This window comes from Amycolatopsis lurida (assembly GCF_900105055.1).
Taxonomy (GTDB): Bacteria; Actinomycetota; Actinomycetes; order Mycobacteriales; family Pseudonocardiaceae; genus Amycolatopsis; species Amycolatopsis lurida.
Map to the genome: position 1 here is coordinate 3,899,643 of NZ_FNTA01000004.1, position 22,721 is coordinate 3,922,363.

At 69.0% G+C, this 22,721-nt stretch carries 21 protein-coding genes and 1 tRNA gene; 3 read left to right on the forward strand and 19 right to left on the reverse strand.

Annotated features, from left to right (window positions below; translation table 11 throughout):
* Window positions 1–52 precede the first annotated feature (52 nt).
* The 10 genes from BLW75_RS23495 to BLW75_RS23540 all read right to left on the reverse strand — a co-directional run bounded on the left by BLW75_RS23495 (window position 53) and on the right by BLW75_RS23540 (window position 10,598).
* A complete protein-coding gene (locus BLW75_RS23495; RefSeq protein ID WP_091598186.1) occupies window positions 53–979 on the reverse strand; it encodes a DUF4328 domain-containing protein in 927 nt (308 codons plus the stop codon).
* Window positions 980–1,015: 36 nt separating this feature from the next.
* Entirely contained in the window at window positions 1,016–1,366 is a 351-nt protein-coding gene (locus BLW75_RS23500; protein WP_034309582.1) for a rhodanese-like domain-containing protein, read from the reverse strand.
* Window positions 1,367–1,413: 47 nt separating this feature from the next.
* On the reverse strand, window positions 1,414–3,045 hold the full coding sequence (locus tag BLW75_RS23505) for a solute symporter family protein (protein WP_034309580.1): 1,632 nt from the start codon (window positions 3,043–3,045) through the stop codon (window positions 1,414–1,416).
* Window positions 3,042–3,386, reverse strand: coding sequence for a DUF485 domain-containing protein (locus tag BLW75_RS23510; RefSeq protein ID WP_034309578.1), 345 nt, complete (start codon window positions 3,384–3,386; stop codon window positions 3,042–3,044). The genes BLW75_RS23505 and BLW75_RS23510 overlap by 4 nt, the downstream gene beginning before the upstream one ends.
* A 138-nt stretch (window positions 3,387–3,524) precedes the next feature.
* Entirely contained in the window at window positions 3,525–5,333 is a 1,809-nt protein-coding gene (locus BLW75_RS23515) for a sodium/solute symporter (RefSeq protein ID WP_034309575.1), read from the reverse strand.
* 31 nt (window positions 5,334–5,364) lie between these two features.
* Window positions 5,365–5,883, reverse strand: coding sequence for a DUF485 domain-containing protein (locus tag BLW75_RS23520; RefSeq protein ID WP_034309573.1), 519 nt, complete (start codon window positions 5,881–5,883; stop codon window positions 5,365–5,367).
* Window positions 5,880–6,716 carry a LytR/AlgR family response regulator transcription factor gene (locus BLW75_RS23525; RefSeq protein WP_034309893.1) on the reverse strand — a complete coding sequence of 279 codons (837 nt, stop codon included), beginning with the start codon at window positions 6,714–6,716 and terminating at the stop codon, window positions 5,880–5,882. The genes BLW75_RS23520 and BLW75_RS23525 overlap by 4 nt, the downstream gene beginning before the upstream one ends.
* 143 nt (window positions 6,717–6,859) lie before the next feature.
* Window positions 6,860–8,263, reverse strand: coding sequence for a glycoside hydrolase family 16 protein (locus BLW75_RS23530; RefSeq protein ID WP_034309571.1), 1,404 nt, complete (start codon window positions 8,261–8,263; stop codon window positions 6,860–6,862).
* A 174-nt stretch (window positions 8,264–8,437) separates the two neighbouring features.
* A complete protein-coding gene (locus BLW75_RS23535) occupies window positions 8,438–9,283 on the reverse strand; it encodes a S49 family peptidase (RefSeq protein ID WP_034309569.1) in 846 nt (281 codons plus the stop codon).
* 19 nt (window positions 9,284–9,302) lie between these two features.
* Complete coding sequence (locus tag BLW75_RS23540; RefSeq protein ID WP_034309567.1) at window positions 9,303–10,598, reverse strand: histidine kinase; 1,296 nt, start codon at window positions 10,596–10,598, stop codon at window positions 9,303–9,305.
* A 169-nt stretch (window positions 10,599–10,767) separates the two neighbouring features.
* Here BLW75_RS23540 and BLW75_RS23545 point away from each other — a divergent pair, with 169 nt between their 5' ends.
* The gene (locus BLW75_RS23545) at window positions 10,768–11,883 is read left to right on the forward strand and encodes a serine hydrolase domain-containing protein (protein ID WP_034309565.1); all 1,116 of its coding nucleotides are present in this window, start codon (window positions 10,768–10,770) and stop codon (window positions 11,881–11,883) included.
* A 47-nt stretch (window positions 11,884–11,930) separates the two neighbouring features.
* Here BLW75_RS23545 and BLW75_RS23550 read toward each other — a convergent pair whose 3' ends face one another.
* The 3 genes from BLW75_RS23550 to BLW75_RS23560 all read right to left on the reverse strand — a co-directional run bounded on the left by BLW75_RS23550 (window position 11,931) and on the right by BLW75_RS23560 (window position 14,935).
* On the reverse strand, window positions 11,931–12,794 hold the full coding sequence (locus BLW75_RS23550; protein WP_034309562.1) for an Fpg/Nei family DNA glycosylase: 864 nt from the start codon (window positions 12,792–12,794) through the stop codon (window positions 11,931–11,933).
* Between the two features lie 32 nt (window positions 12,795–12,826).
* Window positions 12,827–13,267, reverse strand: coding sequence for a hypothetical protein (locus BLW75_RS23555; RefSeq protein WP_034309559.1), 441 nt, complete (start codon window positions 13,265–13,267; stop codon window positions 12,827–12,829).
* Window positions 13,268–13,372: 105 nt separating this feature from the next.
* Window positions 13,373–14,935: a sigma-70 family RNA polymerase sigma factor gene (locus tag BLW75_RS23560; protein WP_034309556.1), complete on the reverse strand. Its 1,563-nt coding sequence runs from the start codon at window positions 14,933–14,935 to the stop codon at window positions 13,373–13,375.
* A 198-nt stretch (window positions 14,936–15,133) separates the two neighbouring features.
* On the opposite strand from BLW75_RS23560, the gene BLW75_RS23565 reads away from it, so the two are divergent.
* Window positions 15,134–15,206, forward strand: a tRNA-Gly gene (locus BLW75_RS23565).
* Window positions 15,207–15,444: 238 nt separating this feature from the next.
* On the opposite strand, the gene BLW75_RS23570 is transcribed toward BLW75_RS23565, so the two are convergent.
* The 5 genes from BLW75_RS23570 to BLW75_RS23590 form a co-directional block, all read right to left on the reverse strand.
* A complete protein-coding gene (locus BLW75_RS23570) occupies window positions 15,445–15,738 on the reverse strand; it encodes a YiaA/YiaB family inner membrane protein (protein WP_034309553.1) in 294 nt (97 codons plus the stop codon).
* Window positions 15,739–15,803: 65 nt separating this feature from the next.
* Window positions 15,804–16,205, reverse strand: a complete 402-nt coding sequence (locus tag BLW75_RS23575; RefSeq protein ID WP_034309550.1) for an immunity 7 family protein — start codon at window positions 16,203–16,205, stop codon at window positions 15,804–15,806.
* Between the two features lie 10 nt (window positions 16,206–16,215).
* Entirely contained in the window at window positions 16,216–16,764 is a 549-nt protein-coding gene (locus BLW75_RS23580) for a DUF2716 domain-containing protein (protein WP_034309547.1), read from the reverse strand.
* A 187-nt stretch (window positions 16,765–16,951) separates the two neighbouring features.
* A complete protein-coding gene (locus BLW75_RS23585; RefSeq protein ID WP_034309544.1) occupies window positions 16,952–17,560 on the reverse strand; it encodes a class I SAM-dependent methyltransferase in 609 nt (202 codons plus the stop codon).
* A 75-nt stretch (window positions 17,561–17,635) separates the two neighbouring features.
* Window positions 17,636–18,142 carry a hypothetical protein gene (locus BLW75_RS23590; protein WP_034309542.1) on the reverse strand — a complete coding sequence of 169 codons (507 nt, stop codon included), beginning with the start codon at window positions 18,140–18,142 and terminating at the stop codon, window positions 17,636–17,638.
* 210 nt (window positions 18,143–18,352) lie between these two features.
* Here BLW75_RS23590 and BLW75_RS23595 point away from each other — a divergent pair, with 210 nt between their 5' ends.
* The gene (locus BLW75_RS23595) at window positions 18,353–19,456 is read left to right on the forward strand and encodes a hypothetical protein (protein WP_034309539.1); all 1,104 of its coding nucleotides are present in this window, start codon (window positions 18,353–18,355) and stop codon (window positions 19,454–19,456) included.
* Here BLW75_RS23595 and BLW75_RS23600 read toward each other — a convergent pair whose 3' ends face one another.
* Entirely contained in the window at window positions 19,457–22,660 is a 3,204-nt protein-coding gene (locus tag BLW75_RS23600) for a glycosyltransferase (RefSeq protein ID WP_034309537.1), read from the reverse strand.
* Window positions 22,661–22,721: the final 61 nt, after the last annotated feature.

Below are 22,721 nucleotides of genomic sequence, written 5' to 3' on the forward strand. Positions count from 1 at the left end.
GCTCCCGGCGGAGTGCGGAGATCCGCATTCAAACGTTCAGTGGAAAGTTGCGTCAGCGCACTGAAGAAGCCGGACGCTCCCGCCGGTCCGGATCCGGAGCCCCATCCACCTTCAGCACGCGAAGCAGCCGAAGGCGCTTCTCCGCCACAGGCGCGAGCAAGCCGGACATGCGCTTCACGAGCAGCGCCGTCACCACCGCGAGCCCGGCCGCGGCCAGATCGGTCAGCGCGACCAGGACGACCCCGTCGGCCAGCGCCTGGACGCCGTCACGGAATCGCCAGACGATGACGAGCCCGAGCAGCACCCAGTTGAGCGCCCAGACACCCCACCAGATCAGCACGAGCCGCGAGGGCTTCGGCCGGGTTTCCCGCGTCCGGCGCAGGACGGCATGTTCGAGTTCTGCGACCACCGGCAGCACCATGATCAGGTTCACCACCGGCACCAGCACGAACGCCAGGACGTGCCACTGCCGCCTCGGCGGCACCTCGCCGCACCTGTCCGCGACGGCGTGCCTGGCCACGAGCAGCCACCACACGGTGAGGCCCGACGGCAGCAGCGAAAGGATCGTCGTGAGCAGGCCGGCGGTGATCACGAAACTGTCGGAGACCGAGACGACGGACGTCGACAACGCGGAGTCGCGGCTCTGCACGAGCAGGACGTAGCGCCAGATTTCGGCGGACGCGGCGACGACGGCGAGCGCGGCGAAGGTCCACAGCACCGGCAGGAGGCTGCGTGTGATCACCCGCAGCCGTTCCCCCGCGGTGACCTCGCCGGAGGCCGTCCCGGGGACCGCGGTCGGCCGCCGCCAGACCAGATTCGGGAAGCCCCAACGCGGCGGGACCGGATAGGACGGCGGACCGGAGTAGCGTTCGGCCACGGGTTCGCGCCGCTGCGGCAAGGCGCCGGGCGGCGGCGACGCGACCCAGCGGACGCGATGACGCACCGGCTGCCGCATCGGCGTGGGGCGCACCGGCGGCACCGGCACTCTCGGCGGGTAGTGGCCTGGCTGCACGGGTTACAGCACTTCGGGTTCGGCGCCGGGATGCTCGCCGACCATCGGGCGTCCCTCCTGCTTCCAGGAACCCATCCCGCCGGCGACGTTCACCGCGTCCCAGCCGCTCGCGTTGAGCCACGCGGCGGCGCGCGCGGATCGGCCGCCGCTGCGGCAGATCACGTAGACCGGCTGGTCGTCGGGCAGGTCGTCGAGTTCGCCGACGCGCGCGGGCAGCTCACCCATCGGGATGTGCTTGGCACCCGGGGCGTGCCCGGCGGCCCACTCGTCGTCCTCACGGACGTCGAGCAGCGCGACACCGTCCTTCGGCAGGTCACGGACGGCGACGGTCGGGATGTCAGCAGGGCTCACCACACTCCCATCCTCGCATCCCGTCCCGTTGCGCGCGCGTGAAGAGGCACTCAGTGCCGGACGGCCTTTTCCGCCCCGGCACCGGTGAGCGAGCGGACCTCCATCTCCGCGTACTTCTTCTGGTTGTGCTCCTTGGACAGCACGGTGCCGAGCCAGCCGAGCAAGAACGCGACCGGGATCGAGACGATGCCCGGGTTGTCCAGCGGGAACCAATGGAAGTCGACGCCCTGGATCATCGAGGCGCTCTTCCCGGTCTTCGGGTCGACGGGCTTGCCCGAGACCGCCGGTGAGAAGACGATCAGGACGACGCACACGCTCAGCCCGCCGTAGATGCTCCACAACGCGCCCTGGGTGTTGAACCGCTTCCAGAACAGCGAGTACAGGATCGTCGGAAGGTTCGCCGACGCCGCCACCGCGAACGCGAGCGCCACGAGAAACGCCACGTTCTGGTTCTTCGCGAGGATCCCGCCGACGATCGCGACCGCCCCGATCACCAGCGCGGTGATCCGCGCGACGCGGACCTCGCTGTCCGGGGCGGTCTTGCCCTTCTTGATCACGTTGGCGTAGACGTCGTGCGCGAACGACGCCGACGCCGTGATCGTCAGGCCCGCGACCACCGCGAGGATCGTCGCGAAAGCCACCGCCGCGATGAACCCGAGCAGGATCGGGCCGCCCAGTTCGAGCGCCAGCAGCGGAGCCGCCGAGTTGGTCGTCCCCGGCGCCTTCGCGATCACGTCCGGGCCGACGAGCGCACCCGCGCCGTAGCCGAGCACCAGCGTGAACAGGTAGAAGACGCCGATCAGCGCGATCGCCCAGACCACCGAACGGCGCGCGTCCTTCGCGGTCGGCACCGTGTAGAAGCGCATCAGGACGTGCGGCAGCCCTGCGGTACCGAGGACCAGCGCGATGCCCAGCGACAGGAAGTCGAGCTTCGTCGTGCCGGTCTTGCCGTACTGCTTGCCCGGCCCGAGCAGCGCTTCCCCGGTCTGCCCGCCCTTGTCGACGGCGGCCTGGAACAGGCTGGACAGGTTGAAGCCGTACTTCCCGAGCACCCACAGCGTCATGGCGAACGTGCCCGCGATGAGCAGGACGGCCTTGATGATCTGGACCCAGGTGGTGCCCTTCATCCCGCCGATCAGCACGTACAGGATCATGATCACGCCGACGACGGCGATCACCAGGTCCTGGCCGAGATTCCCTTCGATGCCGAGCAGCAGGTTCACCAGGCCGCCCGCCCCCGCCATCTGCGCGAGCAGATAGAAGAACGACACGGCGAGGGTGGAGATCGCGGCCGCCGCGCGGACCGGGCGCTGCTTCATCCGGAACGCCAGCACGTCGCCCATGGTGAACTTGCCGGTGTTGCGCAGCAGTTCCGCGACCAGCAGCAACGCCACCAGCCAGGCGACGAGGAAACCGATCGAGTAGAGGAAACCGTCGTAGCCGTTGATCGCGATCGCACCGGCGATACCCAGGAACGATGCCGCGGACAGGTAGTCGCCCGAGATCGCGACGCCGTTCTGCGGACCGGTGAACGCGCGGCCCGCCGCGTAGTAGTCGGACGCGGTCTTCGTATTCCGGCTCGCCCGGAAAACGATCACGAGCGTGATCGCGACGAAGATCGCGAAAATGGTGATGTTGAGTGCCGGATTGCTCCCCTGTACGCCCGCTGCCAGCGTATTCACCGTTCGACCCCTTCGACCTCGTGCCGGATCTTGTCGGCGAGCGGATCGAGTTTCCGGTTCGCGTACCGGACGTAGAGGCCGGTGATCACGAAGGTGGACACGAACTGTAGCAGGCCGAAGACCAGGCCGACGGTGATGTTGCCGAAGAGCTTGGTGCTCATGAACCCGGTCGCGTAGTCGGCGAGGAGCACGTAGAGCAGATACCAGAGGAGGAACAGGGCCGAAACCGGGAAAACGAATACCCGCAGCCGTCTCCGCAGCTCGACGAATTCCGGGCTCGCCTGCACCTTTTCCCAGTCGGATTCCGGATCGGACCCGAGACCTTGATCGGTATCGCTCACGGCGGACCTCCCGTCTACGCGACCATTCGATGACTTCGTTGTCACGAAAGATCATGCCCCTCTTGGGGCGTGAGAGGAGCAATCCATTTGAGTGAACGGTACGACTGTGCGTAGACGTTCGCGACTCGAAAGAGTGAATTACTTCCGGTGGCGGCCTTTACCGGTCGACCGTGGCTTCTCGGTCTTCTCCGTCTTTTCTTCGGCCTGCCCGAACCGGGCGACCGCACGATCACGCATGAACCCGAGCGGATCGGGCGCGTGCAACCGCAGCATCACACCGTGGACGTCGTCCGGCCGCCCGTATCCGGTCGCACGGCTCACCACGTAGGTGGTCAGGAACGCCGCCGGCACGGTGATCAGCGCGGGCTGGCTCGAGAACCACGGCGCCCAGCCGCCGGTGTACTTGCTGACGATGTTGACCACCAGCGCGGTCAGCACCAGCCCGCCGCCGACGAGCATCCCGGCCAGCGCACCGGGCCAGCTGAGCTTGCGCCACCAGACCCCGAGCAGCAGCAGCGGGCTGAACGTCGACGCGGCCAGCGCGAACGACATCCCGACCGAAAGCGAGAGGTCCTCCGACGGCAGCAGGACCGCCAGCGCGAACGGGACGATCGCCACGATCGCCGTCGCCACCCGGAAATCCCGGACGCGACCGGGCAGGACGTCGGTGGACACGACCCCGGCGACACTCACCAGCAGGCCGGACGAACTGGACAGGAACGCGGCGAACGCGCCCGCCGCCGTGACCGCGCCGAGGATCTGGCCCCACAGCCCGGGCAGGACCGCGGACGGCAACAGGAGGATGGCGGCGTCGGTCTTCCCGGTCACCAGCAGTTCCGGGACGTACATCCGGGACAGCGCGCCCAGCAGCGTCGGGAACAGGTAGAACAGCCCGAGCAACAGCAGGACGTGCACCGTCGTGCGGCGCGCGGCCTTGCCGTCGGGGTTGGTGTAGAAGCGGACCAGGACGTGCGGCAGGCCCATGGTGCCGAGGAAGGTCGCGAGGATCAGGGAATAGACCTGCAGCAGATCGGTGAGGCCGCCCGACCCCGGCCGGAGCCAGTCGCTGTTGGAGGCGGGCGCCTCACTGACCACCGGGACGGGCGTGCCCGCGGTGAACTTCAGCGTCGTGCCCTTGGCGACCTTGTGCGCGGCTTCCGGGGCCCACACCGCGAAACCGTTGGCCCGCGCGCCTTCCACCTGGCCGTACGCCTCCAGCACGGTCACCGTGGTGACCTTCAGCGTGACGTCGGTCTGCACCGTGACGGTGGTGTTCTCGGTGAACGTCGGCGGAGCGGGCTGTCCCAGCGGGCGCGCGCTGCCCGGCCCGCCGGAGCCGAGGAACACGATGCACAGGATGAACGCAGGCACCGCGATGGCGAACAGCTTCAGCCAGTACTGGAAGGCCTGGACGACGGTGATGGCGCGCATCCCGCCCGCGATCACGTTGAAGCCGACCACGAAGGTGACCAGGAGCGCTCCGGCCCACACCGGCACCGGCAGGATCGTCGTCAGTGTCAGCCCGGCGCCCTGCAATTGCGGGACCATGTAAAGGATCCCGATGAACACCACGAACGCCGTCGAGAACCGGCGCAGCATCGTCGACCCCAGCCGCATCTCGACGAAGTCCGGCAGCGTGTACGCGCCGGACCGCCGCAGCGGCGCGGCGACGAACAGCATCAGCGCGAGATAGCCCGCGGTGAAACCGATCGGGAACCACAGGGCGTCCGCGCCGTCCTTGAGCACGATGCCGGCGACGCCCATGAACGACGCGGCGGAAAGGTACTCGCCGGAGATCGCGGCCGCGTTGCGCCGCGACCGCACGGTGCGCCGGGCGACGAGGAAATCGTGCGTGCTGACGGCCGACCTCGAGGAGCGATGTCCGAGGTAGAAGGTCAGGACCGCCACCAGCACGATGCCGGCCATGGCCCACGGATTCAGCTGCACGGTGTGGATCCTCGCATGTGCAGCTCCGCGATCAGTTTTCGATCATGTCGACGAAGTCGCGTTCGTGCCGTTCGGCGAGCCGGTTGTACCAGAGTCCGATGCCGAACAGGAACGGGAAAGGCGCCACGCCGAGGATCAGCCAGGGCACCGGGATGCCCACGACGGTCACCCGGCCGAAGGACGGGATCAGATAGAAGAGCACCGGAAGCGAACACAGCGTGACCATCACCAGCAGCGCCAGCAGGGAAGCCGTCCGCAGCTGGATCTTCACCAGATCCCGGACGAGGAGCTTTCCCCAGCTGGTCTGTTCTTCGAGTTCGACCCTCGCCCGCAGGGTGCTGGTGGCCTGCCGCGGATCGGCGAGGATCACCCGCTGCCGCTTGGGTTTCGCGTGATGTTCGGGTTTGGCCTGCTCGTGTTTCGGACCGGAGGGCGCGCCGGGAACGGGTTCGACGGCGGCGCCCTCGGGTACCGCCGGTTTCCTGCTCTTGCCGAGTGTCGGGTCCGGTTCGCGGACGCCGTTGACGCGGCGGTAGAAGTCGTCGGTCACGTCGACCGGTTGGCGCCGACCAGCCTGTCCTTGAGGGCGCGCGTGTGGCGGCGGCTCACCGGCAGCACCTTCTCCTCGTTACCGATCACGACCTGATAGCCGCCCTGCCCCATGCGCAGTTCGGTGATCAGCGGCAGCGAGACCAGGAACGACCGGTGGATGCGGACGAAACCCGCCTTCTCCCAGCGTTCTTCGAGCTGGGCGAGCGGGATGCGGACCAGGTGGCTGCCGTCGGTGGTGAACAACCGGGCGTAGTCGCCCTGCGCTTCGACCCAACGGACCGAAGACCGCGGGATGAGCTTCGTGGTGCCCGCGAGCTCGACGGGGATGACCTCGTCGTCGTTCTTGACCGGTCCCAGTCCGCCTTCCTGGCCGTACTTCGGCGCGGCGTTGGCGGCGAGTTTGTCCATCACGCGCGTGACGGCGCGATCGAGACGATCCTGCTGGTACGGCTTGAGCACGTAGTCGAGCGCGCCGAGGTCGAAGGCGTTGACGGCCTCTTCCGCGTGCCCTGTCACGAACACCAGCGCCGGCGACGGGCGCAGCGCGGCGAACACCCGCGACATCTCCATGCCGGACAGACCGGGCATGTCGATGTCGGCGAACACCGCGTCCACGATCGGCAGCCCGCGAGCCTTGCGGTCGGCCAGCCGCGGGTCGTCCGCGGACAGCAGACGCAGCGCCTCCGAAGCGTCGATCGCCGGATAGACCAGGGCGACGTGCGGGCTGTTGCGGAGACAGTGGACGAGTTCGTCTAGCCCTTTGGGCTCATCGTCCACCGCCAGGACGATGAGCTTCCGGGTGTCATCGTGAGCACTCACAGTGAGACGCATCCTGCCCATTGCCGGGTTCCTTGTCCAGCCCGCTTCACGAAAGTCGAACGAAAGGACGGCACCGGCACCCCCGCGCCTGGGGTGACCGGTGCCGTCATCTTTTCCGGTGACACGAACCGCCTCGCCGTGCCACATCTATCCCTTCACGGCGTGAAGGTGAACCAGTTGACGCTCACGAAATCGGCGGGCTGGCCGCTCGTGAAAGTCAGGTAGACGTCGTGTTTTCCGGTGACACCGCTGATATTCGCCGGGATGGTCCGCCAGCTCTGCCAGCCGCCGGTGTTCGCGACGGCGAAGCTGCCGACAGGTGGGTTGGACCGGCTGTCGAGCCGGACTTCGACGAGACCGCTCACGCCACCCGCCGCTCCGGACGCGACGCGCGCCTGGAACTGCCTGCCCGTTCGCGTCCCGAAGTCGATGCCCGGATACAACGCCCAGTCACCGTTTCCCGCGGGCCCGATGTTCTGGCCACCGCCGGAATCGGAGGTGGCCTGTTTGGCGATCCCGGCGGCCTGGCCGTACGACTCGGCCTGGATCGTGCCGTACGCGCTGCCGCCGCCGGGACTTCCCGTGGTGGTCGTCGGCGTCGTGGATGTCGAGCCTCCGCCGCGGGTCAGGACGGTGACGTAGTCGACGAGCATCGGGTGTCCCGGCACGATTCCCGGCCCCGGCGTGGTGGTGCCGGAGTTGTTGTTCGGGAACGCGCCGCCGATGGCGACGTTCAGCAGGACGAAGTAGCCCGCGTGGTTCGTCATGTCGGCCCACGTCGTGGCGTCGACCTGGTTCTGGCTGACGGAATGGAACTGCTGGCCGTCCACCAGCCAGCGGAACACGTGGGGGCTGACGCTGGTGTCCCATTCGAAGGTGTAGGTGTGGAACGCGCTCTGACAGCTCGCGCCCGGGCAGGTGCGGCTGCCGACGAGGCCGGTCGTCTCGTTGCACGGGCCGCCGGGGTTGACGCCGCAGTGCAGCACACCCCAGACCGTGTTGATCCCGTTGACGTTCTCCATGATGTCGAACTCGCCGACGGCGGGCCAGTTCCAGTAGTTGCCGCGATACGGCGAGCCCAGCGCCCAGAACGCGGGCCAGTAGCCGAGCGCCGCGGCGCCGGTGACGTTCGGCATCTGGATGCGGCCTTCGATCCGCAGCGCGCCCCCGGCGGGCGGTTTGAAGTTCGTGCGCTGCGTTTCGATCCGGGCCGAGGTCCAGTTGCCCGCACCGTCACGCAGCGGCGTGATCCGCAGGTTCCCGGAGCCGTCCTGGGCGAGGTTCGCGGGGTTCGCGGTGTAGTTCTGGATCTCGCCGGTGCCCCAGTTGCCCGGGCCGCCGGGGTAGCCGTGGCCGGTGTCGATGATCCAGTTCGCGCTCGACGGGAGCGAGCCCGCGGCGCCGGTGAAGTCGTCGGTGAACACGGTGGTCCAGCCGGACGGCGGGGGCGGGACGGCCGCCGAGGCCGGCAGGGTGAGGGGGACGGTGATCAGAGCCGCGCCGGCGGTGGCGGCGAGCGCGATCTTCCAGCGGCTCGTTCGGGGAGAAGTAACGGACATCGGACCTCCTCGTCAACGCTGTCGAGGTTTGTTGCCGTTCACAACAAAGCGGTATGTCCGATATGAGACCTGGTCTGAACCACTTCCGCCTACCACCGTTCGGGTGAATCCGACCTGCCCCGAACGCGAAGAACGGCCCGATCCGCGAGGACCGGGCCGTTCATCGCACGCGGGTCAGAGGCCGAAGCGGCTCCAGGCGGCCTTGGACTGCACGGCGTCCAGCAGCGCGCTCGCCGCCGCGGGGGCGCCGATGCCCAGCCGCGCCAGCAGTGGCTTCTTCGGTTCGGCGATCGCGATCTCGGCGTCCGGGTACCGCTCGGTGATCACCTGGCGGAGGCTGCCGACGCCGTCGACGAGACCGAGCTCGACCGCGCGGGCGCCCAGCCAGACGTCCCCGGTGAACAGGTCTTCGGAGCCGGAAAGCCGGTCACCCCGGCGTTCGGTGACCCAGTCGACGAACAGTTCGTGGAGCTGGCCGTGCATCTTCTTCAGCCACTCGACGTCTTCCGGCTTCTCCGGGCTGAACGGGTCGAGCCGGGACTTGTTCGCCCCCGCGGTGTGCAGCCGCCGCTCGATGCCGAACCGCTCCAGGAGACCGGTGAACCCGAAGCCGCCGCTGATCACGCCGATGGAGCCGACCATCGACGTCCGATGCGCGTAGATCTCGTCGGCGGCGCAGGCCAGCCAGTACCCGCCCGACGCGGCGACGTCCTCGGCGAAGGCCAGGACCGGCACGTTCTTCTCGTCGGCGAGCTGGCGGATCCGCTCGGCGACCAGGCCCGACTGCGTCGGCGCGCCGCCCGGCGAGTTGATCTGCAACGCGACGGCCTTCAGCCGCTCGTGCCCGAACGCGCGCGTCAGCGCCGATTCGACGGCGGCGAGGTTGATCGATCCCCTGGCCAGCGGCGACGGGGTCGGCGTGATCACCCCGTGCAGCTTCACCACGGCGACGACGTCCTTGCGTTCACCCCGATCGCCGATCATCGGGAGACGGGAGGTCAGCTTGTCCGCAACGCTCATACCGCCAGGCTACCGACGTTCAGGACGGCAGCACGCCGCTGCGCGAACCGCTCACCCCGCTGGACTCGTTCGGGCCGCCCTGGGGCGGGACGGTCGTGCTGTCGGCGGAGAAGTCCGGCAGATTCGGCCGCACGCCGGGCATGAACTTCGGCACCCGCAGGGTCACCTTCATGCCGGCGCCGGGCGCCGTCTCGACCATGAGCGCGTAGTCGCGGCCGAACACCTGCTGCATCCGCTGGTTGATGTTACCGAGTCCGACGTGCGCGCCCGTGCGGTGCTGGCTGCGGAGATCCGCGAGCTTGGCGGGCTCCATGCCGATGCCGTCGTCCTCGACGCTGATCAGCGCTTCGGCGCCGTAGTCCTCGGCGATCACCGTGACGCAGCCGCCCGACGGCTTCGACGCGAGGCCGTGTTTGACGGCGTTCTCCACCAGCGGCTGGATGATCAAGAACGGGACGACCACCGAAAGCACCTCGGGCGCGATCTTCATCCGCACTTCGAGCCGCCCGCCGAAACGGGCGTTCTCGATGGTCAGGTACCGGTCGATGTTCCGCAGTTCCTCGGCGAGCGAGGTGAACATGCCCGACGTCCGGAACGAGTAGCGCGTGAAGTCCGCGAAGTCCTGAAGCAGCTCCCGCGCTTCCTCCGGGTCCGTCCGGATCAGCGACGAGATGGTGTTGAGCGCGTTGTAGACGAAGTGCGGCGAGATCTGCGCGCGCAGCGCCTTGATCTCCGCCTGCTGGAGCTGGTTCTTCGATTCGTCCAGGCGCGCCAGCTCGAACTGGGTGCAGACGAACTGCGCGACGGCGTCGGCCATCTGCACCAGCCGCCCGCGCGTGCGCCCGACGACCAGCAGCGCGGCCTCGGTCTCGCCCTCGACGATCAGCGGCACGATCACCGCGGTCCGCATCCGGCAGGTGCCGCGGTGGTTGCACGGCATCTTGTCGTGCGCGACGACCTCGCGCCGGTGTTTGCGGATCGCGTTGCCGATGGCGTCGACGAGGTCGACGTAGTGGTCGTTGGCCTCGCCGTCCCACGACAGCAGCGTGCCTTCGCTGTCGGTGATGCCGACCGCGACGCAGTCGAGCATCTCCAGCAGCTGACTGGTGATCTTGTCGGCGACCTGCTCGTCGAGCCCCTCGCGAAGATCCGGTGTCGCCTTCGACATCCGGTGGACGGCCTGCAACACCGCGTTCTCCACGATGCTCGCGGGACGTCTCAGCTTGATCAGGAGGACGACGACGAGGATCGCGAGCAGCAGCGCCACACCCCAAGGGATGATCTGCGCGATCTCGAGCCCGGACACGGCGTCCATGCTCTGCGCTCGACCAACCGGGTGCAAGGCCTGCTCCCCACTTTCCGTTGAGTTGTGACAACTGAGGGTGGGGCCGACCCTACCCAAGACCCGGGCGCGGTCCCCATGGTCACTCCCCGTCGCGCCGGGAAGACTGTACGCAGGCAATCGCTTCCGGGGGAGGAACACCATGCGCGGATCGGGGAAACTCGCGGCGGGGGTGCTGGCGGGGGTCCTGCTGGCGAGCGGGACGGCGGCCGCGGCCGGGGATCCGGTGCGCGCGGCCGTCGGCGATCTCGTCGGCGAAGGGGGATTCCCGGGAGCGGTCGTCCAGGTCCGGACCGGTGAGGCGGTCTCGCGTTTCGGCGCCGGCTACGCGAACCTGGCCACGCTTGAACCCGCGGGGCCGCGGCACCGGTTCCGGATCGCCAGCAACACCAAGGCGTTCGTCGCCACGGTGGTGCTGCAACTGGCGAGCGAAGGCTCGCTTTCGCTCGACGATCCAGTGGAGCGGAGGCTGCCCGGTGTCGTACGCGGACCGGGCTACGAGCCGGAGAAGATCACGCTGCGCATGCTGCTGAACCACACCTCGGGCGTGCACGACCCAATGGATCCGCATTTCTTCGACCCGTACCTCGTCGACGGGAACCGAGCGCACATCATCACGCCGTCGGAGGTGATCCGGCGGTCGCTCGCCGACCGGCCCACGTTCCCGCCGGGCAGCGGCGTGAAGTACTCGAACACCGGATATCTGGTGCTGGGCAAGGTGATCGAGAAGATCACCCGCAACGACGTCCGCGAGGAGATCCAGCGGCGGATCCTCGGTCCGCTCGGCCTCGGACGGACGTATTTCCCGCTGTGGTCGCCATTCCTGCGCGGCCCGCATCTGCACGGGTACGACATGCGCGGTGAGGACATGACGGTGTTCAGCCCGTCGTACGACTGGACCGCGGGCGCGATGGTGTCGACCGTCGACGATGTCGCGGCATTCCACCGCGCGTTGCTGGCGGGACGGCTCTTGGCACCCGCGCAGCAAGCCGAACTCAAGCGGCTCGTGCCGAACGAGGACGGCGGCGCCTACGGGGCGGGGATCGAGACGCTCGACGTGAAATGCGGGGACGTCACGAAGACGTTCTGGGGCAACACCGGTGCCGGGCCGGGATTCTTCAGCGTCTCGATGAGCACCGCGGACGGCTCGAAACAGATCGTGCTGGCGCTGAACGTGTACGACCTCGCCGCGGACGTGCACGGCGGGCGGCGGGTGCCGAAGATCCCGATGCCCGCGGTGATGGCCGCCCTGTGCTGACCTCGTGAGTGGTAAGGACGGTTAGAACCGTCCTTACCGCTCACGAGTCACTTGAGCAGGCGCGACATCCGCCGGTCCGCCAAGGGTTTCCCACCGGTCTGGCAGGTCGGGCAGTACTGGAAGGACTTGTCCGCGAACGAGATCTCGCGGATCGTGTCGCCGCAGACCGGGCACGGAAGTCCGGTCCTGGCGTGCACCTGCAGCCCGGACCGCTTCTCCCCTTTGAGCCGTGCCGCGGACTGGCCGACAGAGCGCGTCACCGCGCTGGTCAGCACTTCGCTGATGGCTTCGAAGAGTCCGTCGAGCGCGCCTTCGGACAGCTTTCCGGTGGTGGCGTAAGGAGAAAGCTTCGCCCTGTGCATGATCTCGTCGGAGTAGGCGTTGCCGATCCCGGCGATCAGCGACTGATCGGTGAGCGCCGTCTTCAGCCGTTCGGTGCGCCCGGCGAACAGCTTCTCGAGCCCCGTGCGGTCCAGCGAAAGCGCGTCCGGCCCGAGGCGCGCGATACTCGCGACCTCCTTCTCCGGATCACGCACGATCCAGACCGCCAGCCCCTTCTTGGTCCCGGCCTCCGTGAGATCGAAGCCCGGGCCGGCGGCGGCGTCGAGGTGGACGCGCAGCGAGATCGGTCCCTTGCCCGGTTTGAGCGGTGCGGGCGCCAACGCGTCGGACCAGCGCAGCCAGCCCGCCCGCGCCAGATGGACGACCAGGTGGAGATCACCGGCGACGAGATCGAGGTGCTTGCCGAACCGGCCGGCACCGGTGACCTCGCGGCCGTGCAGCTCCGTCCACGGCGGGGTCGCCGTCTTCAGCACGCTGAGAGACGCCACGTCGACACGGAAGACCGTCTTGCCCACCGCGTGTTCACGCAGGTGGTGAGCGAGCGCTTCGACCTCGGGTAACTCGGGCATGGCCCCAGTCTCGCGCGTTCAGGCCGCCGCGACTACTCCACCGGGTGCAAGGGGCCGTCGAAGTCCGGCAGCGAGTGCTTCTGGATGGTCTTCGAGATCTTCGAGACCTCGCCGCGCACGGTGAACATGCCGCGGATGGTGCCCACCCAGCGCTCCGAAGGCCGGTCGCCCGCCAGATCGCCCTCGGTCTCGGCGACCACGGTCCACGGGCGGCGCAGGATCCAGCGCAGCGGGAAGAACAACGCGACCAGCAGGAGCGCCAGCGGAACCCAGGACGGGATTCTCACGTCGGCGGGCGTCCACATGATGAGCACGATCGCGAGCAGCGCCGTCACGGCGACCATCGCGATACCCGGGCCGTAGCTGCCCGCCACATCGTGCTCGAAATCGTCCGCTGTCGCGGGAGCACGCCATTCCATCTGGGCTCGGACCACCCAGTCACGGCCGTCCTCGCCGTGCACCAGCCGGTTCATTCAGTCGCCTCCCGCGCGGCCGCTCGCTCGTCGTGAGCGAGCTCCACCGTACCGTGACGGGAGCCGGATTCGCGAGAGTTCGAAGGCGATATCCCCGCTCGGGCGTTATGGGCACGTCGGGTAGTCGACACCCGGTTCCGGATAGTGGGAAGTCGGTTCGACCGGGCTCGGCTCGTCTTCCGAAAGGTCGCCGGACGGTGTCCCGGTCTCGCCGCCGGGCGTGCTCGTCTCCGGCGAAGTGGACCCTTCCGGGTCAGTCGTCGACTCCGGCGTGTTCGACGGCTCCGTCTCGTCCCGGGGAGTCGTCGTGGACGTCGGGCTCAGCGACTCCCCCGGAGGGATGTCGTCCCGTTTCGTGGTGGTCTGGTTGGTGCCCGTTTCCGGTTCCGGGACCTCGTTCCGCGGCGCGGTCTCCTGCGCCGGGTTCCGCTCGTCCGGTGGCAGCACGCCCTTGTCGGCGCCGGCAGCACCGTCAGCACGACCGTCACCGCCGCCGAGATCCTTCCCCGCCGTGCCGGCACCCGGCAGGCTCGGCATGTCCGACACCCCGAGTTCCGCGCCGGGGCCGCGCCCGGTCACGGCGGGCCGATCGCCCTTGCCGTGCATCCGGTCCTCGGCGATCCGCTGCGGCGGCAGCTCCACCGGCCCGCCCTGTACGGGCGGCGCGACCTGCGCCGGCAGCAACGCCAGCTCCGGCTGGCCGCCCCCGGACAGGCCGACGGTATGCGTCACGTCGGTGCCGAACACGGCCGGACCGGCGACGATCCCGACCGCGCCCGCGGCGGCCGTCGACGCCACCGCCAAGCCGACCTTCACCTTCGATCCGAGCAGAAGCGCCTTGACCGACGCGGCGAGCCCGGACAACGCCCCGCTCGTGTGGGCACCGGCGGCCGCCGGCACCAGCAAGGCGACGACACCCGCGTGCGCGCGCAGCGAAGAACAGACGTCACGCAGCTCGTCGTGCGTCGCCCGGCAGGACTGGCACCCGATCAGGTGGCTCTTGATCCGGCGGGCCTCGGCGCCGGTGACACTGCCCGCGGTGAACCCGCCCAGCTTCTCCACCACGGCCCGGCACGAATCCGGCCCGCGGTTCACCGAAAGATGCGCTTGGAGGTACGCCGCCCGCAGCCCCTGCCGTGCCCGCCTGGCCAGCGCCGCCGTCGCGTTCGCGCTCAACCCGAAATGCGGCGCGACCATCGACGGCTGCTCGCCTTCGACCTCGGTCTGCCACAGCACCGAACGCCACCGCTCCGGCAGGCTCGTGAACGCCGTCGTGATCAGCGAATGTTCGGCCGTGCGGGCGTGCGTGTCCGCCCCCGCCCCGGCCCGGAAGGTCAGCTCGTCGTCGCTCACCGGCACGTCACGACGCGCGCCGTGCCACTCCCACGAGACCCGGCGAGCCACCGTCAGCAGATACGCCCGGACGTAGTCCCGCGGCCCGGCACCCCGGCGCAACGCCTGAAGCACCCGGAAGAAGGTCTCGGCCGTGATGTCCTCGGCCTCCGATCGGTCGGAGGCCAGACTGCGGGCCAGCCGCCGCACCGCGGCGGCGTGAAGCTCGAAAAGCTCCCCGAAGGCGGCGTCCTCCCCATCGCGGAGACGCTGGAGCAATGCCTGCTCGTCGGATTCCGAGGCCGCCTGAAGCGGCACCGTGCCCTGCTCGGTCATCCGGCCAGGCACCTCCTCCCCGAAGGACTCACCATTCGGTCGAATGGGGACACCATACGGAGGTATGCAGCCGTCGTCACCCCTTGTACGCCAGGTGTGACACCGGAGCACCTGTAGGGGTGGGTCGAAACCGCTACAGAGGGTCGGTGTATGGTTGTCCCACTGCTTCAAACGAGTACCGGAAGCAGAGCAAGACATGCGGATGTAGCGCAGCTGGTAGCGCATCACCTTGCCAAGGTGAGGGTCGCGGGTTCGAATCCCGTCATCCGCTCTCAAGCGGGCGCGGTGTGTCCAGGGAATGCCTGGACCGAGGCTTGCTCGCCATAATTCCCGGGGGCCCGAGCCCCCGGACCTCCGCGTTCCTTGTCGCTCGCGTTGGCGAGTCGGTTGTCGGGCGCGTTGATCTTCTTCCTTCACTCTTTTCGGTTACTAAGTGCTACAGGTTCGGTGAGTGGGTTCACACGACCGTAGTAATTCGGATTTGTGCATATGTCGGCCTCCGGCCGCGCTCAGAGCGCAGGCGTTTTGAAGGGGTCGTGCTCGGCGAGGAGTTTGTCGACGCGTGCCTGGTCGACCCTGCTGACGACGGTGTTCTCGTCCTGCCGGTCACGAATGCACTTGGCGAGGGTGAACGCCGAGGTCGTCAAGAACAGCATGCCGAGGGCGAGGAAGCCGCGGACCCAGCCGTCGACCGGCAGGTACCAGATGCCGATGACGACCGCGATCAGCGCCAGCCCGAAGGACAGGGCGGCCTGGACGAAGAACGCGACGGTGGTGGGAGGCGCTGCGGAGGTTTTCGTCATGCCTACCAAGGTCGCGCCGAGCCCCCCGCGATGTCTTGAGTACGGCTACTCAAGAAGGGTTGCGTTCAGATCTCGTAGCCGTCCATCACGGTCGGCGCGACCGGCGACAGGTGGTCGTCGCCGCGTTCGGTGACCAGGCCACGGGCCATCCGGTACACCTTGAACTCGTTGTCGTGGTCGGGATCCTGGTCGTCCCAGACATGGAGGAGACCGTAGGAACCGGGCGCGAGATCGCCCACGCGGGTGAACAGGTCCACCAGCTCGGGCGCGATCGCCGTGCCGTGCTTGTCCATGCCGCCCAGGTGCAGCACCGGCACCCCGGAGGCCCAGCGAAGGTCGAGCAGGTCGGCGTCGCCGAAGTCGCGGACGGCTCGGTGCACCCGCTCGACGATGCGCTCCAGAAGCGCGGCGTCGTCGTCACCGGAAGGGCTCGCTTGGATGGTCACCCACCCGTGGTATTCGAACACCCGCCTGAGTTTAGGCAGGTCCGCCCGCCAGCACGGCCGGCGCCCCGTCACGGCGCAGCACGTTCTTGAAAACCCGTTCGCCGTGCTTCTCGAAAGCGGGCACGAGCTTCTCGCCGTATACGCACAATGTCCGTTCCCACGGGTGCCCGAGCGTGCCGAAGCGGAAGTCGTTCGCCAGGAACATGTGGTAGTCGGTCCGCGGGAACACCGAGACCGGCCACGGGTCGAGCGCGGCGTGCCGATGCGGGTAGAAGCGATACGACTGGTGCTGCCAGTGCAGGACCCAGACCCACTCGTCCTCGGCGACGCAGTCCTTCAACGCCGCGAGCGCGACACGGGCGACGTCGTTCTGCTCTACGGCGTACGGGCCGAGCCGGAATTCCGGTGACGCCCGGTCGAGACCCCTTGGGGCGAGATCCCACGCGACTGACGGTGCGGGTTCACGGAAACCGGGCCAGGCGTGCGCGTAGGTGCTCGGCCAGAACGCGAGCTTGTCGTAGACCCAGTACCAGGCGGGCTCATCTGCGACCCTGGAGATGGCTTCCCAAGCGTTGTTCACGAGCGACCCTCGGTGGTTCGGCCGATTAAGACTGGGAAAGCTTCGTGTTCGGGGCCCAAGTTGTCCAGCTCGTGGGCATTCTCCGCGAAATTGTCACCTGATCAGGTGTCTTGCGCCGTCGCCGGAACCGTGAGAATGACGGTGTGTGAACGGCGAGCCCACCGAACGCGGGCTCGCCGTCGTTCGTTCACGCGGCCGCCTCCCAAAGACTCATGAAGGCCGAGGCCTCACTCCGCACCCATGGCCGCACCTTGTCGCGATCGCGCGGCGACAACGCGAACTCCTTCGAGCGCCGGACGTCGATCACCAGCGGCCGCCCGCCCGGCCGCAGTTCGTCCATGGTCTGTTCGAGCAGCCACAACACCATCTGCGCGGCGTCCCGGCTCAACGGCTCCTCCTTGAAATAGAGCCAGGTCACGTACACCGGGCCGTCGCCCTTGCGCAGGCCGAGATGGGGGTTGATGCCCACTTCGAGCGAGCCGAGCCGCCATCGCGACCGGCCGACCTCCGCCGGCCGCAGGTCGCGCCGCCCGAGGTAACGCAGCCAGCCGTTGGCGATCTCGGTGTAGTGCGGCCGCGTGCGCTCGTCCGCGTTCTCGACCAGCGCCCGCAGTACCTCGCGATCCCGCCCGGAGATCCGCCCGGCACGGATCGCGTTCGCGGCGCGGAGGTAGAAGTTGAACCCGCCCCGGGCCGGGTCCTCGTACTGACGGCGCCAGCGCCGGACGAACGAGGAACGCGAGGGACCCGAGCTCGTGCTGTACCCCACGAACGTGGGCAGGGTGATGTAGGCCATCCGTGTCTGCCTTTCGCCGCTGTTCCTGCTGTACAGCGCCCATTTTAGAACACATGTACGACAGAAACCGGGGCTTTACGGGTGACGCGGGGAAGGCGGCCAAGGTCCTTCGAGCAGCTCGGCCGACTCCTCGAGGATCGGCACTTCGCAAACGTCCCTCGGGGTGAGGTCGGTCGGGATCCAGCCGTCGAGCATCGCCGACCACCGCGCGATCCCGCGCAACGACGGCGGCGACCCGAGCAACTCGCCGACCTCGCTGACCAGTGCGCCGCCGGCCGTGGGCGAGAGGCGTCCTTCGACCATCGCGGTGAGCCAGCCGCGGACCAGCAGCCAGCGGGCGGCCGTCGGATCGGCGGGCAGGTCGAGCCCGAGTTCGTCCACGACCTGGCCGAACGCCTTGTCGACGGCGGCTTCGGCGGAGGATTCGAGCCCGGCGAGCAAGGCGAGGGACGGGGTGTCGAGTCCGGCGACGATCGCGTCCAGCCCGGCCTCGACCAGATGCGAGGTGCGGACGTCACGTCCGGCGAGCCTGCCGATGGCCAGCTCGCGCAGCGCGCCGCGACACTCGTCGATTTCCGTCACCCGGTACTTCCCACGTCCGCCACCGTACCGGCGGGACCGCTCGATCGCCGCTGACCAGCCGGAAGAGCATCACCCCGGCGGGTCCGCGCCGTCGCCTCCGGACGGTGCTGGACCTGCACCGAAACGGACGCAAGAATGGGAAAGACCAATATCAACCACCCGTCCGGGTCATGCGACACTGGCTGCCCACACCCGGCGGCAGGGGGCTAGATGAGCTGGCAAGACGAGCTTCGGCAGCTGGATGTCGAGCTGGCCTCGGGTCGTATCGGGCACGCGGAGCACCGCAAAAGACGGGACGAACTGCTCGCCGAAGCCTCCGGCGGGGCGATGCCGTCGCCGGTCGCGTCGCCGTTGAGCCGTCCAAGCGCGCCGTGGCACAGCGCCAACCCGGCCATGCGGCAGGTCGAGCTGCCCACCGTCACGCTTCCGCCCGTGCCACCGCCGACCGCCGAAGCCCCGAAGGCCAGGCACTCCGTGCCCCACCTCCCCGACCACAAGACCACCGCGCCGTCGCCCGCCGACATCAACCCGACGGTGTACCTGCGGGCCGAGCCGTCCCCGCCCCGGCGCGATCCGGGTACCCGGCAACTGCCCCGCGACCTGCCGCCGCTGGCCCCCGACGCCGCCGGTCCCCGGAACAGCGCTCCGGCCCCGGAGGACTACGCCGTCGTCGGCAAGAAGAAACCGACCTGGCTGTTCATCGCCGCCGCCGTGCTGGTCGTGCTCGGGCTGGTCATCGGCGGCACCCTGTGGCTCGGTACGGCGAGCGGTCCCGACCGGCAGTCGCCACCCGCCATCGCGCAGGCACCGGACGCCGTCGGCGGGCCGGGCACCGGCCAGCCCGCTCCGGAGCCCACGCTCGAGGACCGCGTTCCGGCGTTGCCCGGCTCGCCGCTCCCCGAGAACTCCACGGTTTCGCTCGACAAAGGGGTGGAGCTGAAGCTCTTCCCGAAGGAGTCCGCGCAGATCTTCGCCCAGCACGGTGTCACCAGCGTCGTCTTCCGTGGCTCCAGCGACGGCGACACCGGCTATCTCGCGTACGCCATCCCCACTCGATCGGACGAAGACGCGAAGGCCGTCGTCGCCTACCTGATGCAGGCTTCCCAGGCGGGCGGATTCGCACTGCGGGCCGACGACCCCGAGACCGTCACCGGACGCGATGGGGCACGCCGCATGGACGGCACGTGGTACACCTCGGGCGAGGTCGCCGTCGTGCTGTGGGCGTCGCAGCCGTTCGCCCTGGACAAGAACAAGCTCCGCACCAGCCTCGACAAGGCACGCGCCACCTTCAAGGAAGCGCTGCCGCCGAGCTGATCAGGCCTGACCGCCCAGCGCGAGGACGTCGGCGAGGGTCCGCCGGGCCAGTTCCGCGCCGAACCGGTTCTCCACCACGGTCTTGCCCTCCTCGGACAGGCGAATCCACAGCTTGTCGTCCTCGAGCAGGGTGACGATCCGGTCGGCCAGTTCCTCGGCCGTCTCCCCGAGCAGAACGTCCTGACCGTGCGTGAGGTGCATGCCCTCGGCGGCGAGTGAAGTCGCCACGACGGGCACGCCGTAGCCGAGGCTCTCGCCGAGCTTCCCCTTCACGCCCGCCCCGAACCGCAGCGGCGCGACGACCACCCGCGCGGTCTGGTAGACCTCGTCGAGGTCCGGCACCCATCCCCGTACGACGACGCCGTCGCGTTCGAGCTCGAGCACCGCGGAGGGCGGGTTGCTGCCGACGATCTGCACGACCGCGTCGGGCCTGCGCTCGCGTACGAGCGGCATGATCTCGGTGGCGAGCCAGTGTGCGGCGTCCTGATTCGGCACGTGATCGAAGCCGCCGACGAAGACGATCCCGTCGCGACCGTCGGGAACCGACGCGGCGCCGTCGGCGTAGTGCACGTTCGACAGCACCTCGACCCTGGCCGACGGGACGAGTTCCCGCAGGAGCTCCCGTTCGACGTCGGACACGACGAAGGTGACGTCGGCGAGCTTGGTCAGGCCGAGTTCCGACTCGCGCAGCACTTCCGCGCGCCGGCGCAAGGTCACCTCTTCGCTCGTGTCGCCGAGTTGCGCGACCAGATCGGCCTGCCGGGTGAGCCGGACGAAGTGGAGATCGACGGTGTCGTAGGCGATGAGGCAGTTCGGCGCGTGCTGGCGGACCTGCTCGATCCACTGCCAGGCGACATGTGGCCGCGACAGCACGGCCAGCCGCAGGTCGGGGCCGGCGTCGCGCAGGAACTCCTGCTGCTCGTCCAGGCCGTTGATCACGGTGACGCCCATGCGGTACAGCCGGCTCGCGTACGGCTCCGGCACCGCGTTGTTGAACGGCATGAAGACGACGCGATGTCCCAGCCCGACGAACAGCTCGAGGATCCTGGCCATCCGCACCGACCCGGAATCCTTGTCCGGCGTGGGGACCTGGTGGTCGATCACGAGCACGGTGCCACCGCGATGGCCGTCCTCGGTGCGCTGCCGTGCCGACCACAACGCGCGCGCACTGGCCGACGGGAGGTGGTCGCGCAGCTGGACGCTCCACTTGTCCACGAACACGCTGCGATTCAGTTCCTGGTGCCGCTTGACCCCGGCGGAGAGGTCCGTTCCGTTCGAGACGCCCTCGTGGTGGACGATCACGGACGACGGCTGCACCATCGTCCGGAACCCGGCCGCCCGCACGGCGAACGCGAGGTCGGTGTCCTCGTAATAGGCGGGTGAGAACCGCGTGTCGAACCCGCCGATCCGCTCGAACAGCTGACGGCGGACCAGCACCGCGGCCCCGGAGCAGTAATCGACGTCACGCAGTGCCTGGAACCAGGGCAGGTCGGGGTTCTGCAGCCTGCCGTAGTTCCAGCCGGAGCCGTCGGCCCAGATGATCCCGCCGCATTCCTGCAGCCTGCCGTCCGGGTAGACCAGCTTCGAGCCGACGAGCCCGACGTCCGGCCGGGTCTCGACGACGTCGACCAGTTCGTCCAGCCAGCCGGGCCGGACCTCGGTGTCGTTGTTGAGGAACATGACGAAGTCGCCGCGCGCGTGTCCGGCGCCGAGATTGCACGCGCCGACGAAGCCGAGGTTCCGTGGCGCCCGCACAAGCCGGATCCCGGCGCACTGGGCGACCCGGTCCGCGGAGTCGTCGCGCGACGCGTCGTCGACCACGATGACCTCGAACGGGGTGGTGGGCAGGTGACGCTGGATCGAGTCGAGGCAGGCACGCGTGTAGGACCAGTTGCCGTAGACCGGAATGACGACACTGACGATCGGCTCGTCGCTGGTGGTGACCGCGACCGGGCCGGGTACGGCCGCCACGCTCGGGTCCGCTCCCGTGGGACGGCCGAGCGCCGTCTCGTAGAAGTCACGCAGGCGGGTGCCCCGGGGAGCGAACTTCTCGATCGCGCCGCGGTACGTGCCGAGCACGCGCTGGACGAGCGCGGACTGCTCGGCGCGCAGCTGGGAGTTCTCGGCGGCGAGGCGGCCGACCGTCTCGCTCAGCTGGACGTTGTTCCGGCCGAGCCACTGCAGCCGGTCGCGGTCGTTGGCCGCCTTCCGCTGCAGCAGGGCGAGTTCGTTCGCGGCCCGGCGGTGTGCGGCGCGGGCGCTCTCGGCCCGGGCGGCCGCCTGGTCGCGTTCCTCCACCGCACGCCGTTCGGCGGCCGTGATCTCCGCGATTTCGCCCGCCTGCCGGGCGGCCTGTTCGCCTGCCCGGAGCAGCCCCTCCTCGGCACGGTCCAGTGCGACACGCGCCCGCTCTGCCTCGGCCGCGTGCGTCTCCGCTTCGGCGTTGGCCTTGGCGACCAGCTTCAGACGCGGGTCCACCAGCATGGAAGCGGTCGGCAGGGTGATCGGCGTCGAGGACGCGACCGCGATGAAGTACGTGTGCGGCGCACCGGCGGCGACCCGCCACTCGTCGCCGTCGCCCTGCTCGAGCCGGAACAGCTCGGCCGCCGAGGTTCCGCCGTCGTGGATCAGCGAACCGACCGCGACGTTCTGCCGCAACAGGGCGACGTGCTCGAAGCTCTTCTCCATCAACGTCCGGAACGCCGACTCGGTCAGCTCGTGGACGTGGAATGGGTTCTGGTTCCCGTGGTCGCCGCTGTACACGGCGATATCCGGGGTGCTGCACAGGAAGATCCCGCCCGGCGCGAGGCGGGCGCGGACGAGGGCCATCATCGCGTCCTGCGCCTCGACGTGCTCGATCGCCTCGAAACAGGTGATCAGTTCGAACGGCTCCGTGCCCGCGAGCGCCTCCGGGTCGGTGATCGAACCGACCTCGAAGGTGACCTCCGGATAGCGGGCGCGAGCGTGGTCCACGGTGACCGGGTCGATCTCCAGCCCGACCACCTCGGCCGCGGACCCGGCGAGCAGGGCGCTGCCGTAGCCTTCGCCGCTGGCGAGGTCGAGCACCCGTTTCCCGGCGGCGAACCGGGTGGCGAACGCGTAGCGGTGATAGTGCTCGTAGATCACCTGGACGTCGTCGGCCCACGGCACGCACCGCTCGCCGGTCCACTCGATCAACCGCTCGCCAGGAGTCCCCTTGCCCATGACGAGGAGACTATCCGCCAGGGAGACCGGTCTTCACGTTCGCCTCCGGAGGCGGGCACGC